This is a genomic window from Vibrio sp. 378 (genome assembly GCF_033339435.1).
The window spans coordinates 212,731-229,654 of sequence record NZ_JAWOUO010000004.1; the positions used below are offsets into that span (position 1 = coordinate 212,731).

Sequence of the window (16,924 nt, forward strand, 5' to 3'; positions counted from 1 at the left end):
TTGTTCGAAAGGCCGAATACTTGTTAAGTATCATTGATACTTACGGTAGCGAATGATAGGCGCCATTTATTGCTTGTTCTCCCAATAACAACGATTTTAGTAAACACGCCAAATAGCACTTGAAAAAATAGGGAAATAGAGCGATTATCCGCGCCTCTTTAAATGTTTCTAAATGTTACGCCAGAATGAACTTTAATCAGTTTGACTCACTATTACCGCCACAAGCTGCGGAACGCGCGGCTGAAGTGGGGGTAGGCAAAGCAACGAAAGCTCCAATCAAATCTTTTCTGCTCGCCATTTCTGCGGGGCTTCATATTGGTATTGCTTTCATCTTCTATACCACAGTAACGACAGGCGCAGGCGAGCTGCCTTGGGGCATTACACGACTCATTGGTGGTCTGGCATTTAGCCTTGGTTTGATTTTGGTGGTGGTTACTGGCGGCGAGCTTTTCACTAGCTCTGTGCTGACACTAGTTGCGCGTGCGAGTGGAAAAATCTCTTGGCAAGCACTTATCAAAAACTGGTTGGTGGTTTATTTTGGCAATATGATTGGGGCCATTTTGCTCGTGGCCTGTATGCTAGTTACCAAGCAATATATGTTTGATCATGGCCAAGTTGGTCTCAACGCGATGGCGATCTCCCAACACAAATTACATCATGGTTTCTTTGCTGCTGTTGCGCTTGGCATCATGTGTAACGTATTAGTTTGTATTGCAGTTTGGATGACGTTTAGTGGGCGAACATTGACAGATAAAATAGCGGTCATGATTTTGCCTGTGGCTATGTTCGTGTCGGCAGGTTTTGAGCACTGTATTGCGAATATGTTCCAAGTACCTATGGCGATTGGTATTAAGTACTTTGCGCCAGAAGCGTTTTGGCAAATGACAGGGGCAGATATTGCAAACTACGCGGACTTAAACATGATGGGGTTCATCGTAAACAACCTAATTCCTGTTACGATAGGAAACATTATTGGTGGTGGCGTATTTGTTGGCATGTGGTATTGGATGATTTATCTACGCGATGAAGATAACCATTTGCGATAAGTTTAGAAGATCACAAGAAAGGCGAACCAGATGGTTCGCCTTTCTTTTTATTTGTCTCTGCAAATGTCAAATAAGTCGAGTTATGCTAAATCAACTCTTCGTTGATGCCAAAATCGGTTGGGAGCCAATGAGAAGTTACTTCCTTTGGTTCTTGAACGAGCCAATCCAGAGGTGCATCGGACAGAAGTTCATCGTAATTTTCTTTGATCATTAAGACATCCATGTACGTCTCTCCAAGTTTGTGGTCACTGCCTTTACTTTAAAATTAGAACATGTCAGTCACGTGATCAATGCATGACGATTCGATTGATCACTTATGTTGCTATGTTTCTGGTTGCGTATGGGTTTTGGGGGCTTATCCACATTTTCTGTGGATAACCTGTATCAAAGGTCGTGCGTATCTAAACTTGCAAAGAAAATTTCATAAAATTAGAGGCTTATATCAAAAAGAATTCTGCCTGACTTTTCATCTGAAAGCGTCTTGATGAGTGCTCGAAGAATAGTTGAGTTATTCAGTTATAAGTACGTTCGACTTGGCAACATGAGTTGTTTAACGGTCTTTACCCACAAGCGCCAGCTAACCATGAGTTTTGGTCGATTCGGGTTGCTCGATTTTTATCTTGATTCGGCCTTCTTTGGTTTGTACCCAGCGCAATGTCATTTCTAACGTTATGGTTACGGAGGCACTCAACATGACGAAAATAGCCAGCATAATTACTAACTGGTATTTGATCGCAACCATCGGGCTCGCGCCACCTAGAATTTGACCGGTCATCATACCCGGTAAGGTAACCAGCCCTGTAGTGGCCATAGAAGCTAAAGTCGGGGCAAGGGACTTTCTAAGAGCCTCCTGAATGAAGGGGAAGGATGCGTAGCGAGGAGAGGCTCCAAGTGAGATTGCAGCCTCATATTCTGCTTGTCTCTGCTCAAAAGCCGTAAACAAATTCTGAAGAGCGATGATATTACTACTCAAGCTGTTACCCAATAACATACCAGCAAGTGGGATCATGTACTGCGCATTGTAAATAGGGGATGGTTGCACTAAGCCTACTGTAATTGCTATCAGAAGTGGTATTAGACCACAGGTAAGGCCCGTTAGTAGCGGAAGCATAAGTGGCTTTTTAGGTAAGTGAGCTTTTCCCGCAATTGAGCTGGCACCAATCAGTAGCATGATGGCAAGCCAAAGTATATTGACAAGTAAGCTGTTCAATTGAAAAAGATATTCTAAATACACGCCAATCAATATGAGCTGAAGTGTCATTCGGATAACACTGATTATGGTGTCTTTTGCTATCCCTAATTTGTAGCGGGCATTGATAAAGAAGGGGACCAATAAAATCAAACCAAACAGTGCCAGTTTGACCCAGCTTATATCCACCACGTTATCCATAATCGCTCCTTGAAAATACGCGAATAATTGTATCTAAGCCTCCCCTTTATATGAACCACTATGTGCACTTTTTGCTGTTCTTAAAGTAAACCTTGAGTGCTATTTTAGACATTAATACGCAGCATTCTGTTTACAAGTGGTTATCTTTTTCGGAGTTTTTAAGTCGATTTATGGCATGGTAATTACGATTTAAATGTGATCGATGTTTCTTAAATGTTGGTTATTTAACAACTCCTTAAAAGACTTATTTTGTCACATCTGTTCATGTTTTTTAATAAATAACATCAATCCATCATATCTCTGGATGAGCTCAAAAAAGTGTTGAATTACAAGGTCTGAGGTCGCTTATTTGATTGAACCCTACTATTAGTATGGTCTAACATTTTCCATTAGAGATTGTAAAAAACTTAAGCTTGGTTACGCGGGCTTTTCAATAACACTAGATACAAAATAGGCAAATGTATGAGTGATGTTAATAAAATTGAGAGTGGTGAAAAACGCTCCCTGGAGTGGAAGTCGTTCCTCTTCATTGCAGTTGTTCTCTTCCCAATTCTGAGTGTGGCCTTTGTTGGCGGCTACGGGTTCATCGTTTGGATGTTGCAAGTCTTCTTCTTTGGACCTCCAGGCGCGCACGGTATGTAAGCCAGTGAGCTCATAACCACACTTTTGAAAAGATTTTAAGAGAGCAAATAATGAAATCATTAATCATTAAACTGTGGCGTACCATGACGCGCCCAGCTGTACATATCAGCCTAGGTGTGCTGACTATGGGCGGCTTTATTGCTGGTGTTATCTTTTGGGGTGGCTTTAACACCGCTCTAGAAGCAACCAACACAGAAGAATTCTGTATTAGTTGTCACACAATGCGTGACAACGTGTACGTTGAGCTACAAGAAACGGTGCACTGGAAAAACCACTCTGGTGTTCGTGCTACCTGTCCTGATTGTCACGTTCCACATAACTGGACAGATAAGATCGCTCGTAAGATGCAAGCTTCTAAAGAAGTATTTGCACAAGTATTTGGCAACTACGACGAACCGGGTGTGTTCGAAGAGCGTCGTATCGAACTTGCTAAACACGAATGGGATCGTTTCTCGGCAAACAAATCTCTGGAGTGTAAAAACTGTCACAACTACGAATCGATGGATTTCGAGCAAATGTCTCCAACCGCTCGTATCCAAATGAAGCAAGCCGCTGAGAAAGATCAAAGCTGTGTTGACTGTCACAAGGGTATTGCGCACAACCTACCAGCAGGCATGGACAGCATTGGCGGTATCGTGGGTGATCTAGAGGGTATGACTTCTAACACGGATTACGGCGTTGGTCAGCAACTCGTGAGCGTTCGTCACCTACCAATTTACTTTGATGCGCAAGGCAGTAAAGAAGCTGGTCTTCTTAATCCTGCATCGACCGTTAAAGTTCTTGAAGACAAAGGCGAGTTTGTTGAGATCGAAATTGACGGTTGGCGCAAAGCAAAAGGTTTTGGTCGTGTAATTCAAGAAGACTTCGGTAAGAACATTGCGACTGCGTCTCTGATGAAAGAAGCAGCAACAGACAGCAACATTGTGACGACTGGTGAGAAAAAAGTGGATGAGTTAACAGGCCTTCCTTGGGAAAAAGTAGCGGCGAAAGTATGGATTAAGAAAGAGTCTATGCTGAACGACATCAATCCTGTTTGGGAAAAATCTCGTGAAGCCTACAAGACCAATTGTTCTGTATGTCACACTCAACCTGCGGAAGCGCACTTCGACGCGAACACCTGGCCAGGTATGTTCGACGGTATGTTGGCGTTCGTTAACCTAGATACAGACAGTGAAGCACTGATCTTGAAGTATCTACAGAAACACTCTTCAGATTATGCTGAAGGTCACCACTAATAAGCGTCGGATTGGAGTAATTTTAAATGGCTATTACACGAAGAAGTTTTCTTAAAGGTGTAGCAACCACAAGTGCAGCGTCAGTAATTGGTCCTAGCTTATTGGCGTCCGCCTCTGCAAATGCCGTTGAGACGACAGGTACTTGGAAAGTAACCGGTTCTCACTGGGGCGCGTTCCGCGCCCACATCTACGCGGGTAAAGTTCAAGAGATCAAGCCGCTAGAGCTAGACAAAAACCCAACAGAAATGTTGAACGGTATCAAGGGCATTATCTACAGCCCTTCACGTGTTCGTTACCCAATGGTTCGTCTAGATTGGTTGAAGAAACACAAATACAGCGCAGATACTCGTGGTAACAACCGTTTCATCCGAGTAACTTGGGATGAAGCGCTAGACTTGTTCTACCGTGAGCTAGAACGTATTCAAAAAGACTACGGCCCATGGGCGCTGCATGCAGGTCAAACAGGTTGGAACCAAACAGGCTCATTCAACAACTGTACTGCGCACATGCAACGTGCAGTAGGCATGCATGGCAACTTCATCACTAAAGTAGGTGACTACTCGACGGGTGCAGGCCAAACCATTATGCCGTACGTGCTAGGTTCAACCGAAGTTTACGCACAAGGTACGTCTTGGTCTGAGATCCTAGAAAACTCTGATAACATCGTTCTTTGGGCCAACGACCCAGTGAAAAACCTTCAAGTAGGTTGGAACTGTGAAACGCATGAGTCGTTTAAGTACCTTGCACAACTAAAAGAAAAAGTGGCGAAAGGTGAGATCAACGTTCTATCTGTAGACCCAGTGAAGAACAAAACTCAGCGCTACTTAGAGAACGATCACTTGTACATCAACCCGCTGACAGACGTAGCGTTCATGCTCGCTGTGGCACACGTGTTGTACAACGAAAACCTGTACGATAAGAAGTTCATTGATACTTACTGTCTAGGCTTTGAAGAGTTCATTCAATACGTTCAAGGTAAGACAAAAGACAAAGTAGAGAGAACGCCTGAGTGGGCAGCAGCAATTTGTGGCGTGAAAGCGGACAAGATCCGTGAATTCGCACGCATGCTAGTCAGCGGTCGTACACAGATCCTGATGGGTTGGTGTATCCAGCGTCAAGAGCACGGTGAGCAGCCATACTGGGCAGCGGCTGTGGTTGCTGCAATGGTTGGTCAAATCGGTCTACCTGGCGGTGGTATCTCTTACGGTCACCACTACTCAAGTATCGGTGTACCTTCAACCGGTTTCGCGGGCCCTGGTGGTTTCCCTCGTAACCTAGATACAGGTATGAAACCGAAGTGGGACAACAACGACTTTAACGGTTACAGTCGTACTATCCCTGTTGCACGTTGGATCGACTGTCTGCTAGAGCCTGGCAAAGAGATCAACTACAACGGCGGTAAAGTGAAACTGCCAGACTTCAAGATGATGGTTATCTCGGGTTGTAACCCATGGCACCACCATCAAGATCGTAACCGCATGAAGAAAGCGTTCCGCAAGCTTCAAACGGTTGTAACGATCGAGTTTGCTTGGACTGCGACATGTCGTTTCTCAGATATCGTTCTACCGGCGTGTACGCAATGGGAACGTAACGACATCGACGTATACGGTTCATACTCGAACAAAGGTCTGATTGCGATGCATCGCCTAGTTGATCCATTGTTCCAATCTAAGCCTGACTTCCAAATCATGAGTGAACTAACTCAGCGTTTTGGTCGCCGCGAAGAATACACTCGTGGTATGAGCGAGATGGAATGGATCGAAAGCCTTTACAACGATTGTAAAAAAGCGAACGAAGGTAAGTTCGAAATGCCAGAATTCAACGAGTTCTGGGAGAAGAGCGTACTAGACTTCGGTGAAGGTAAACCTTGGGTTCGTCATGCGGACTTCCGTAAAGATCCTGAGCTTAACCCACTAGGTACACCGTCTGGCTTCATCGAGATTACATCACGCAAGATCGGCCGTTACGGTTACGAACACTGTCAAGAGCACCCAATGTGGTTCGAAAAATCAGAGCGTTCACACGGTGGTCCTGGTTCAGATAAATATCCATTCTGGTTGCAGTCTTGCCACCCTGATAAGCGTCTTCACTCTCAAATGTGTGAGTCTGAAGAGTTCCGCGCGACTTACGCGGTACAAGGTCGTGAGCCGGTTTACATCAACCCAGCGGATGCCAAAGCAAAAGGCATCAAAGATGGTGATTTGGTACGTGTATTCAACGGTCGTGGTCAGCTGTTAGCTGGTGCTGTTTTGACTGACAGCTACCCACGTGGCGTTATTCGTATCGAAGAAGGTGCATGGTACGGTCCTCTAAACGAGAAAGAGGGCGCAATCTGTACCTACGGTGATCCTAACACGCTAACGCAAGACATCGGTTCTTCTGAGCTTGCACAGGCGACTTCTGCGAACACATGTATCGTAGACTTCGAGAAGTTCACAGGTAAAGTGCCGCCAGTCACTTCATTTGGTGGTCCGATCGAAGTTGCTTAATTAGTGCAGTTTGCATAAATCGAAATACCAGCCTCAGGGCTGGTATTTTTTTATCAAAATTTCAGTGAGCGTTGTCTCAATAGTAACTTCATAACGTTAAACAAGACTGGTATTCGTGATGATGGTAACGAATTGGGTGAGACAAGCAGGAGATAATGCGCCAAGCTAAACAATAATAATTAAGTGAGTAGACTCTTTATGGCTCAGAGCATTCAATTAGCAAATCACACTGAGATCACTGTGAATAACAATGACTCCCAAGTTGAAGTCAAGGGTAATCAATTACATTTTTCTTTTGCCGGTCTTCACAATAAAACCTTTACCGACCGTGAAGTGTTATTCGAAATGCCGTTTTTGTACGAGCACGAGGCCAACGTAATTGGGGATGGTTTTCAAATGTTGGCGCAAACGGCGGGAACGATCAATCACCCCGTTGATATTGGTCGCTGCCCAGACAATAATCCTTCTTATCGAATCTACCCTAAAGATGCCCCTAAGCGTTATTACAACTATTTAGTGGTGGAAGGTTCAGCGGGCTACACATTATTTGGCTTCACATCATGTCATCGCTTTGCAGGCTATTTTGATGTTGTGCTGCGTGATGGGCATTGGGTTTTATCAGCCGCAATTGATGGTGAGTTGACTCAAGTGGCGGATTGGGAAAGTAATCAACTTGAGTCCGTGGCGGTACTCTGCGGTCAATCACTGTCCGAGCTTTATCAAACCTATGGCGAGATGATTGCAGAGCATCATCCTGTTCGCCAAGGTGTGACACAAGATGCGCCTGTTGGTTGGTGTTCGTGGTACGCGTACTACGCAGACGTGACAGAGCAAAACATCATGCAGAACGTAGATTGTATGCAAGATAAGCTCGAAGACCTAGAGTGGGTACTTCTGGATGATGGCTATCAAGCCTTTATGGGCGATTGGTTAACCCCATCAGATAAGTTTTCTGGTGGCGTAAAAGAGCTCATTCATAACATCCGTGCAAAAGGAAAAAAGCCGGCAATTTGGATGGCGCCTTTCATTGCACAGCCTGAGTCGGAGATCTTCAAACAGCATCCAGAGTGGTTTGTTCGCCACAAGGATGGTGGCTTACTTAAAGCAGAAGATGTCACATACGGTGGTTGGCGATGCACGCCTTGGTACATACTCGATACCTCAAACCCAGAAGTACAAGACCATCTGACGAATGTAGTCTCTGTCATGAGACAAGAGTGGGGCGTTGAGTTGTTCAAGCTAGACGCGAACTATTGGGGCACCTTAAAAGGTGTTCGTAAACAATCTGGTATTACAGGCGTTGAGGCGTATCGCTTAGGAATGGAAGCGATTGCCAAAGGCGCTGGTGATGCGTGGCTTTTAGGTTGCAACGCGCCAATGTGGCCATCTCTGGGGCTTGTGGATGCAATGCGTGTTTCTGACGATGTAGAGCGTCATAGTCGTCGATTCGAACAGATAGCCAAAGAAACCTTTTACCGTAGTTGGCAGCATCGAAAATTGTGGCAAATTGACCCGGATTGCGCCACGTTCACTTCATTAGCTAATCAATCTGCATCTAGAGAAGAGTATGAATTTCATCGCACGGTGTTATTAGCGAGTGGTGGTTTGCTGCTGTCTGGTGACCCGCTCCCTGAGATTACGCCGTTTGCTAAGAAGACACTGTCTAAGCTCATGTTACGTCAACAACGTAACCAGCAATCTGCAAAGTTTACCGCTTTGAGTTTAAATCACGCGTTTTTAAAACTAACGACGAAGAATGACCTCCATTGTTTGTTTAATTATGCGAGTTACGGAGCGATGGAATTTACGCTGACGTCTGATCAACCGGTGGACTGGTATGATTACTGGACAGGGGAAAAGCTAAACCAAGAACCTTGCCAGTTGTTAATGGTGAGCGTGGATAAAGGGCTCAATGCGAAAGCGATCGTTACAGCATAACGTGAAGTAAATCGCCTAATACCAAGATCAAGAAAGGAGCCTATTGCGGCTCCTTTCTCGTTTGATGCTCTGAGCGTTAGAACTCGAATAAAAAGTAATACCCGTATCCAACAATAAACGCAGGAATGGACGAGTAAATAGTCGCGACCAAAGCAGCTTTCGGTGCCATTGCAATAGCGGGGAATAGGGCGTCACCATCGTTAGAAATCGCATTGGCCAGTTGCGCAGAAAGTGGCGCTGCACCAGAAATGTATAGGCTAGTGACTAAAATTTGCGGTCCACAACCAGGCAACATACCAATGGCTAGGCCAGCTAATGGCATCCAAATTCCCCAATGAGAAAAGGTTTCTACAAGGTCGAGTCCAGAAAAATAGGTCGTCAGTTCAAACGCCAGAAACGCCACGATCACCCAAGCACTGACGAAATTCGTATCTTGTGCTGCTTTTTGAATCGGGTGTGAGTCCACGATTTTTTCATCTTCAGAGACCGTTGACTGATAATCGCCGAGCTCTTTTGTCATAGCCCACAACGACATTGTGATCACCGCGAAGATAGCGCCCAGCCATTCAATGGTATTGGCCTGCAAAGACAACAGCTGATTAATATCGATTTGGAAAGACATTAACACAGCAACGACACTAGCAGGCACAATAAGCCATTTCCAAAATGCGCCTTGTAGATTGATTGCACGTTGTTCAAGGGGTGTGTGTCGGTCTGTCTGGTGTTGGCAACAAGCATGTGTCTGAGGTGCTTCTTTTGGTTCTGGTCGCAGAAAGTTATCAGCATGAAAAGCATTAACGACTAACCCTGAAAGAGTACCCACGATAATGCCTAATCCAACCACGCCTAATCCAACACTTGGTTTGGCGGCCAGAAGTAAAAAGGCAGCGTCACCCATTGTTGAAGTAAGTACCGCGACAATCGCACCAAATCCTACTCGGCCACTAATAAATTGCGTTGTCACAACAATAGCGCCACCACAGCCAGGCAAAGCACCCAACAAAGAAGCAAAGAAAACCTGATGATTACGCGAGCGATGATATAGCTCGGTAATTCGATTGGTTTTCGACATAAAGTTTGAAAGATAATGATAAATAGCCAATGTGGCAGCAACATAGCATGACACCGCCCAGAATGAGTCGGATAGCGTCTGTACGGCTACGTCACGTGTATTTTCATTGCCTAGCAAAATGAGCATGACGATAGGGATCAGCAATCGCTTATAAGCTAAACGAAACTGAGTAGGCTGAAACAACTGTTGTGCAGAGTGTAATAATTGGGTCGCGTTCATCGTTTACTCAAATGCAAATAGGAATAATTATCATTATATGTAAATGAGATTTATTCGCAATAGCATTGTGAACTTTTCTTCGTGTCAAACTCTCTGAAATCAGGTAAAGTATCGGCCTTTGTGAGCAAACACGCCCTAATTAACTGTATTAGGCGGCGTATAAAATTGACTTGAATAGGAAGAAACATGATTCTAGTTGTAGGTCATAAGAACCCAGACAGTGACAGTATTTGTAGTGCACTCGTTGCAACTGAACTTCTAAAAGCGCGTGGCGTTGAAGCTATGCCAATTCGCCAAGGCGAAATCAACCGTGAAACTCAGCACATCCTAGAAGTTGCTGGCGCTGAAGTTCCTGAGCTTCGCACATCAGTTGCGGGTGAGACCGTTTGGCTAGTAGATTACTCAGATCTAGCACAAGCACCAGACGATATCGCAGAAGCTGAAATTGCGGGTATTGTTGACCACCACCGTCTAGGTGACGTGATGACAGTAAACCCAATGGAAGCATGGATCTGGCCTGTTGGTTGTACCAACACTGTTCTATTCAACATGTTCAAGATTGAAGGTCACGCGATTACTCCACAAATTGCTAAGCTAATGATGTCAGCAATTCTATCTGACACAGTAGGTTTTGCTTCTCCAACTTGTACACAAAAAGACAAAGATGCCGTTGCTGAACTAGCGGCAATCGCAGACGTACAAGATGTTGACGCGTTCACTAAAGATCTTCTAATTGCTAAAACAAACATCGAAGGTCTATCAGCGGCTGAGCTTGTTGAGAAAGACCTTAAAGGTTACCCATTCAACGGTCGTGACGTAGTGGTTGGTCAGGTTGAACTTGCAACTCTTGAGCAAGTTGACGGTATGATCGAAGCACTAGAAGCAGACCTAGAATCTCGTTGTGAGAAAGATAACCTAGCGTTCGCTGCTGTAATGCTAACAGACATCACGACTGCTCAAACTCGTCTTCTATACAAAGGTGAGTGGGCTGAGAAGCTTGTTAAGCACGAAAAAGACGGCATGCTAATGATGGAAAACACGCTAAGCCGTAAGAAGCAAGGTTGGCCTTGGCTTCAAACTGAGCTAGCTTAATTTTCTAGCATATACTTTAAATGCCCGCCTAGCTGCGGGCATTTTTCTATGGGAAATAGGAGACGAATATGTCTGAGCAACTGACCCAAGAGCAGATGGATACCATTAATCGCTACAACGAAGAGCAACGTTTAAAGTACTGCGTAAAAGAGATTGTGGCGAATCGTAAGGTTTGGATTCTGAAAGACGAACATGGCTGTGTCATGTTAAATACAGAAGATGATGATTGTGTACCAGTATGGCCAAACGAAGAATTTGCTTTGCAATGGGCGAATGGTGATTGGGAAGATTGCGAGCCTGAGGCGATCTCTTTAAACAAGTGGCACAGCCGTTGGACCTCTGGTCTAGAGGATGACGAGCTATCGATTGTTGTATTCCCAAATCAAAATGAAGAAGGGGTCGTATTGTTTCCTGACGAGTTTGATTTTGAACTGCGCAAACAAGCGAGCCGCCGTTAGTTTTTTGATTAGTACCCATGCAATAAAGAAGCCTGCGTTAAAGCAGGCTTCTTTACATTTGCACGATTACATCTTTGATAAGCTATTTTGTTTGATGGCTTGGCGCTTTATAAAAGTGGCTTTCGACTAGTCGTTGAGTAATAGGATGCTCGGGATGAGTCAATACTTGGTTGGTCTCGCCAAACTCGACCACTTCACCTTCATGCATCACCATCACTTTATCAGTAATATGCTTAACAATGCCAATATGCTGAGACACGTACACAAATGACAATCCCATCTCTTCTTGCAACTCGAGGAATAAGTTAATGATCTGCGAGCGCATTGCCATATCCAAACCGTTTAACGCCTCATCAGCGACAATGATGGAAGGTTGAAGAATAAGTGCACGAGCCAAACACACGCGCTGTTTTTGACCGGCAGCTAGCATTTGTGGATAAAAATAGGCGTGCTCAGGCAGCAATCCTACGCGGAGCAGGGTGTTCTTTACACGCTGCATGCGCGCATCTGGCGGCATGTTGGTATTTCGCTTTAGCGGACCTTCTAAAATACGACCAATCTGGATTCGTGGGTTTAACGATGTGTTTGGATCTTGGAAAATCATGCGGATGAGCTTGCAGCGTGTCGCGTAATCTTTGTGCTCCAATCGTTCGCCATTCACACGGATCTCTCCGGAGCTTGGTTCAACAACGCCAGCAAGCATACGAGCTAGTGTGGATTTTCCTGACCCGTTTTGACCAATAAAACCAATAGTTTGTCCTGGCTCTAAAGTAAAGCTTACCGGTTTAACTGCCTCATTAACCTGACGTTTGAACAGACGGGAGCGCGTAACAAATTGCTTCGATAAATTATCGACTTCAAGTAACGCACTCATGACTTTTTCTCCGTGTTCAATGGAAAGTGGCAGTTAAATTTATGATTCTTAATTCGTCTGGTGTGTGGAATTTCTACACATTGTTTCTGCGCATATGGGCAACGTGGTCCGAGGCGACAACCGATAGGCAGATGCTGCAATGGCGGAATCGAGCCCGGTAGGGATTGGAGTTTTTGCTTGTGTGGTACCCAATCATTAAAGTCAGGCATCGCTTTAAGCAAGGCATCGGTGTACGGGTGCTTGGGTGCCGCAATGATTTTACTGGTATCGGCAGACTCCACCGACTGACCACAATACATTACCGTAATACGTCCTGCCCACTGTGTTATGGTCGCTAAGTCGTGGCCGATAAGCAAAATGGTTGTGTTATTAAGTTGGTTCATGCGGCTCAACAGACGCAAAATTTGCGATTGAGTAATCGGGTCTAAGTCGTTGGTTGGCTCATCTGCGATCAGCAACTTTGGTTTGGTCGCTATCGCCATGGCAATCATGACTTTTTGACACTCACCATCAGTCAGTTCATAAGGGTAGCTACCCATTAAACGCTTGTGATCTTTAATACCCACTTTATGCAAAAGCGCGATGGCCTGTTTTTTACGCCATTTAAATCGCTCCCACCATTTCCCTTCAAATGCGCGAGATGGAATGGATTCAATCAATTGACGCCCGACTTCCTCTGAAGGGTCAAGACAAGTTGAAGGTTCTTGGAAAATCATCGCAATATCACGAGCAATGACGCGCCGACGCTCTTTTGGTGTAAGCTGAAGCAAGTCAATATTGCCAAGGCGCATACGGTCTGCGGTGATGCGCCAGTTATCTTTACTTACCCCGACAATCGCTTTTGCAACTAAGCTTTTTCCAGAGCCAGACTCACCTACAAGACCACGAATTTCGCCTTCGTTCAAAGTTAGGCTCATTCGGTCAACGGCTTTGACCAACCCTTGAGGTGTTTCGATCTCAATGGTCAAATGTCGAATATCTAACAACGGCATTATTCGATCCCCGCATTAAGCGCTTGACGTACACCTTCACCTACTAAGTTTAGGGTAATAACAGTAAACATGATGGTCAGGCCGGGTAGGGTCACTGTCCAAGGTGCAATATAAATAAGCTCGACAGAGTCACCTAATATTGCTCCCCACTCGGTGCTTGGGGCCTGTGCGCCTAGGCCAAGAAAACCCAGTGCCGTAATATCTAAAATCGCAGCAGAGAGCGCGAGTGTGATTTCAGCGGCAATGACCGTCAGAATGTTAGGAAGAATTGAACTCCACAGTAAGTAGAAATCATTAGCGCCATCAAGGCGTGCTGCCATTATGTAGTCTTTTTCAACTTCGGTGTGGACTGCGATATAAACGGAGCGAATAAAACGCGGAATCAAAGCCAAGCATATTGCGAGTAAAATATTGAACCCACCAAAGCCTAGAAATGCCACAAAAATGATTGCTAATAAGAGCGACGGGATCGACATGACGGTATCGAGCAAGTGGTTGAGAGTACTCGACAGTAAGCCTTTCGTCATACCTGCCAATACGCCAATTAAACAGCCTACAACGGCAGCAATTGCGGTGATGGCGACAGCAGCGCCAAATGTCAGCTGAGAGCCCATAATCAGGCGCGAAAGAATATCTCTACCTAAGTCATCGGTCCCCAAAAAGTAATCAACCGTTCCTGCTGGGGCCCATGATGGCGGCACAAGCAACTCACCTGACTGTGCTTGGGAGTCAAATGGTGCAAGTAGGGGGGCAAAAATGGTAATAAGGACGATAAACACCAAGCACCACAAGCCAAACATGGCTAGTCCGTTGGCGCGGTAGCTTCGCCAAAAACGCTCAAACTGTGTTGGAATGCGCTCTTCCTGATAAACGTTATTTGTTAGCATACCATTCCTTTCGAACTAAAGGGTTAATCATCGCGCCAATCAAATCCGAGAGTATGTTAGCGGTAAGAACCAAAGTCGCAAGTACCATCACGCCAGCTTGGATAGATGCATAGTCTTGGCTTGCTAGCGCATCTAAAAGCCAACGACCAATACCTGGCCAGTTAAAAATAGACTCCGTGATGATAGCTAAGGTAATCATACTCGAAAGTTGAACACCAACTTTGGGAATGATAGGCGGTATCGCATTCCGCAATACATGTTGAGTTACGATTTCGCGGTTCGAAAGACCTTTGATTCTCGCTGCACGGATGTAGTTTTGGCTCATCACTTCCGCTACCGAGGAGCGCATTAGTCCGACAACCTGGGTGGTTGGAGCCAAAGCGAGCACCAAACATGGCAGTACCATATGCTCAATAACGCTTTGCAGTGCGTGAGCGCGGTATTCGCCTTTCGCCATGAATGCGTCGATAATGGCAAACCCGGTTACATGATCAATTTCGTAAAGTAAATCATACCGTCCCGCAACGGGAAATAGTTGGTATTCCAATGAAAAGACCATGATAAGTAGCAGAGCTACCCAAAAGATTGGGGCGGAATAACCAGACATTGACATGAATGAAATGCTGGTATCGAGCCATTTACCTTGCTTCATCCCAGCCACGGTTCCAAGTGGAATACCGATCAAAAGGGACACCAAAAAGGCAAAGAAACACAATTCCAAAGTGGCTGGGAATACAACGGCGAGCTCGTCATAAATCGCGTTGCCGTTTTTACTTATGCCAAAATCAAGCTGAGAAAGGTTGATTAAGTAAGTTTGCCAACCAGACCAAAAATCAACGTTTGCCCAGTGCGAGAGAGGGTCAAGGCGTAGCAGAGAAAAGCCCACTAATGTAAGGATCATCAAAGTGATGATAAATAGGTTAAAGCGTCGAACGGTATACCAAAACATCAGTGAATTCTCTCAACTCTATCAAACGGTTGGGCATTGAAAGGGCTTGATTTGAAGCCTGTCAGCGATTTGTCGTGCACACGGAACTGCACGCCATGCGCCAGAGGAATAACCGGGAACTCTTGATTCAAAATGTTCTGTGCTTGGCGATATAGGTTCAAACGGTAACGCGGTTCTTGAGTTTCTAACGCCAAATCGAGCAAGAAATCGAAGTCATCGTTACACCACATGGACACGTTAAGGCCAACGCGGTCAGACTCGCAAGATAATAAAGGGCGGAAAAAGTTGTCAGGATCCCCGGTATCACCAATCCAACCTGTTAAAAGTAAATCGATATCGTTGATGTTCTCCAAATCCACACGTTCAAACCTATCATCGGTCAGTAGCGTTAATTTAACCCCAATATCGGCAAAATTCGCTTGGATTAACTCCGCAGTCTTACGAGGGCTTGGGTTAAAAGCACGTGGTTCAAGTGGTACCCACATGGTCAATTCTAGGCCGTCTTCGTAGCCTGCATCTCGAAGTAGTGCCAATGCATAATTCCGGTCATAACGAATTTTTACGCTGTCTTTTTGATAAGCCCATGAATTAGGTGGTAGCAAGGTATAAGCTTGGGAGCCAGTTCCGTAGTAAACCGAATCTAAAATATTTTGACGGTTGATCGCTAAGTTAAGAGCTTGGCGAACTCGAGCATCACTCAGCGCGGTGGTTTCTGTGTTTATCGCAATAAAGGAAACGTTGTTAGCTGGTGTAGCCGTCAGCTCAAGGTTGTCATTTTCTTGAATGACAGGTATTTGGCTCGAAATAGGTGAAGAGAGTACGTCACACTCGTTTCTTAAAAGTTTAGCTAATGTACCCGTGCCTCTGTGAGAGATATCGAACACCACTTGTTCCATTTTTGCTGGTGACTTCCAGTAATTAGAATGACGCTCTAATCGAATCAAATCGTTCACTTGGTACTCTTTTAATTGATAAGGGCCGGTACCGATAGGAAGTTGGTCGATTTCTTCTTTATGATCTTTTGCAGCCAATTGCTGTCCATACTCCGCAGACAAGATAACCGCATGGCTGGTGGCAATATTGGCCAAGAAAGAAAAGTTTGGCTGAGATAACGTAAACCTTACCGTATGCTCATCTATTGCAACCACGTCTTGGAGTAGGTTTTGAAAATCTAACCCTGCAAACCATGGATAAAAACCACCACCTACTTGGTGAAAAGGATGGTCTACATCGATGATTCGCTTGAAGCTAAATACCACATCTTTTGCATTCAATGGGCGAGTGGGTGCGAACCAAGGCGTGGTTTGGAATTGAACACCACGTTTAAGCTTAAACGTGTATTCCGTCCCTGATTCATTTACTGACCAACTCTCGGCGATGCTTGCCACGGGCTGATGTGATTTAGGATCGAGCGTGAGCAGCGTATCGTACAGCTGTGGGCTCAGAGCCTCTGCGGTAATACCGCTATCAATAAGCTGAGGGTTAAACGTGGTCGGCTTACCCTGTCCGCAAAACACAAAGCCAGCTTTGCGAATATCATTGTGGTCAATTTCATCGCCACAAGCGGTAAGTAGGCTAATCCCAATAAGGCTCAGCGATAATCTTATAAAAGCATTCATAATATGAAATGTTCATTGGATC

Annotated in this window: 15 protein-coding genes; 7 read left to right on the plus strand and 8 right to left on the minus strand. The window is 45.1% G+C overall.

Features of this window, described 5'->3' with window-relative positions:
- Positions 1 to 185: 185 nt before the first annotated feature.
- Positions 186 to 1,046, plus strand: coding sequence for a formate transporter FocA (focA, locus tag R7Q48_RS09765; protein ID WP_256902846.1), 861 nt, complete (start codon positions 186 to 188; stop codon positions 1,044 to 1,046).
- Between the two features lie 85 nt (positions 1,047 to 1,131).
- Here the strand turns inward: focA and R7Q48_RS09770 are convergent, their stop codons facing one another.
- Together R7Q48_RS09770 and R7Q48_RS09775 are read right to left on the minus strand one after the other, a co-directional pair.
- Positions 1,132 to 1,257, minus strand: coding sequence for a hypothetical protein (locus tag R7Q48_RS09770; protein ID WP_254903806.1), 126 nt, complete (start codon positions 1,255 to 1,257; stop codon positions 1,132 to 1,134).
- A gap of 366 nt (positions 1,258 to 1,623) precedes the next feature.
- Positions 1,624 to 2,436: an ABC transporter permease gene (locus R7Q48_RS09775; protein WP_137281860.1), complete on the minus strand. Its 813-nt coding sequence runs from the start codon at positions 2,434 to 2,436 to the stop codon at positions 1,624 to 1,626.
- A gap of 462 nt (positions 2,437 to 2,898) precedes the next feature.
- On the opposite strand from R7Q48_RS09775, the gene torE reads away from it, so the two are divergent.
- From torE to R7Q48_RS09795, 4 genes are all read left to right on the plus strand, one after another.
- On the plus strand, positions 2,899 to 3,078 hold the full coding sequence (torE, locus tag R7Q48_RS09780; protein WP_005378141.1) for a trimethylamine N-oxide reductase system protein TorE: 180 nt from the start codon (positions 2,899 to 2,901) through the stop codon (positions 3,076 to 3,078).
- A 50-nt stretch (positions 3,079 to 3,128) separates the two neighbouring features.
- Positions 3,129 to 4,313, plus strand: coding sequence for a pentaheme c-type cytochrome TorC (gene torC, locus R7Q48_RS09785; protein ID WP_005378139.1), 1,185 nt, complete (start codon positions 3,129 to 3,131; stop codon positions 4,311 to 4,313).
- A 26-nt stretch (positions 4,314 to 4,339) separates the two neighbouring features.
- Positions 4,340 to 6,802, plus strand: coding sequence for a trimethylamine-N-oxide reductase TorA (gene torA, locus R7Q48_RS09790; RefSeq protein WP_256902847.1), 2,463 nt, complete (start codon positions 4,340 to 4,342; stop codon positions 6,800 to 6,802).
- Positions 6,803 to 7,000: 198 nt separating this feature from the next.
- Positions 7,001 to 8,740: a glycoside hydrolase family 36 protein gene (locus R7Q48_RS09795; protein ID WP_151514683.1), complete on the plus strand. Its 1,740-nt coding sequence runs from the start codon at positions 7,001 to 7,003 to the stop codon at positions 8,738 to 8,740.
- Positions 8,741 to 8,816: 76 nt separating this feature from the next.
- Here the strand turns inward: R7Q48_RS09795 and R7Q48_RS09800 are convergent, their stop codons facing one another.
- Positions 8,817 to 10,031, minus strand: a complete 1,215-nt coding sequence (locus R7Q48_RS09800) for a putative manganese transporter (RefSeq protein ID WP_017820871.1) — start codon at positions 10,029 to 10,031, stop codon at positions 8,817 to 8,819.
- A gap of 186 nt (positions 10,032 to 10,217) precedes the next feature.
- On the opposite strand from R7Q48_RS09800, the gene R7Q48_RS09805 reads away from it, so the two are divergent.
- Together R7Q48_RS09805 and R7Q48_RS09810 are read left to right on the plus strand one after the other, a co-directional pair.
- Positions 10,218 to 11,123 carry a manganese-dependent inorganic pyrophosphatase gene (locus R7Q48_RS09805; protein WP_017634678.1) on the plus strand — a complete coding sequence of 302 codons (906 nt, stop codon included), beginning with the start codon at positions 10,218 to 10,220 and terminating at the stop codon, positions 11,121 to 11,123.
- 68 nt (positions 11,124 to 11,191) lie between these two features.
- Positions 11,192 to 11,581: a DUF2750 domain-containing protein gene (locus R7Q48_RS09810; RefSeq protein WP_005378129.1), complete on the plus strand. Its 390-nt coding sequence runs from the start codon at positions 11,192 to 11,194 to the stop codon at positions 11,579 to 11,581.
- 82 nt (positions 11,582 to 11,663) lie between these two features.
- On the opposite strand, the gene R7Q48_RS09815 is transcribed toward R7Q48_RS09810, so the two are convergent.
- The 5 genes from R7Q48_RS09815 to sapA are packed head-to-tail and all read right to left on the minus strand — an operon-like array spanning position 11,664 to position 16,902.
- On the minus strand, positions 11,664 to 12,455 hold the full coding sequence (locus R7Q48_RS09815; protein ID WP_005393308.1) for an ATP-binding cassette domain-containing protein: 792 nt from the start codon (positions 12,453 to 12,455) through the stop codon (positions 11,664 to 11,666).
- Entirely contained in the window at positions 12,452 to 13,447 is a 996-nt protein-coding gene (locus R7Q48_RS09820) for an oligopeptide/dipeptide ABC transporter ATP-binding protein (RefSeq protein WP_005378126.1), read from the minus strand. Before R7Q48_RS09820 ends, R7Q48_RS09815 begins: the two co-directional genes overlap by 4 nt.
- Entirely contained in the window at positions 13,447 to 14,334 is an 888-nt protein-coding gene (locus R7Q48_RS09825; RefSeq protein WP_256902848.1) for an ABC transporter permease subunit, read from the minus strand. The genes R7Q48_RS09820 and R7Q48_RS09825 overlap by 1 nt, the downstream gene beginning before the upstream one ends.
- Entirely contained in the window at positions 14,321 to 15,283 is a 963-nt protein-coding gene (locus R7Q48_RS09830) for an ABC transporter permease (protein ID WP_005378122.1), read from the minus strand. The genes R7Q48_RS09825 and R7Q48_RS09830 overlap by 14 nt, the downstream gene beginning before the upstream one ends.
- Positions 15,283 to 16,902: an ABC transporter substrate-binding protein SapA gene (gene sapA, locus R7Q48_RS09835; protein WP_005378121.1), complete on the minus strand. Its 1,620-nt coding sequence runs from the start codon at positions 16,900 to 16,902 to the stop codon at positions 15,283 to 15,285. The genes R7Q48_RS09830 and sapA overlap by 1 nt, the downstream gene beginning before the upstream one ends.
- Positions 16,903 to 16,924: the final 22 nt, after the last annotated feature.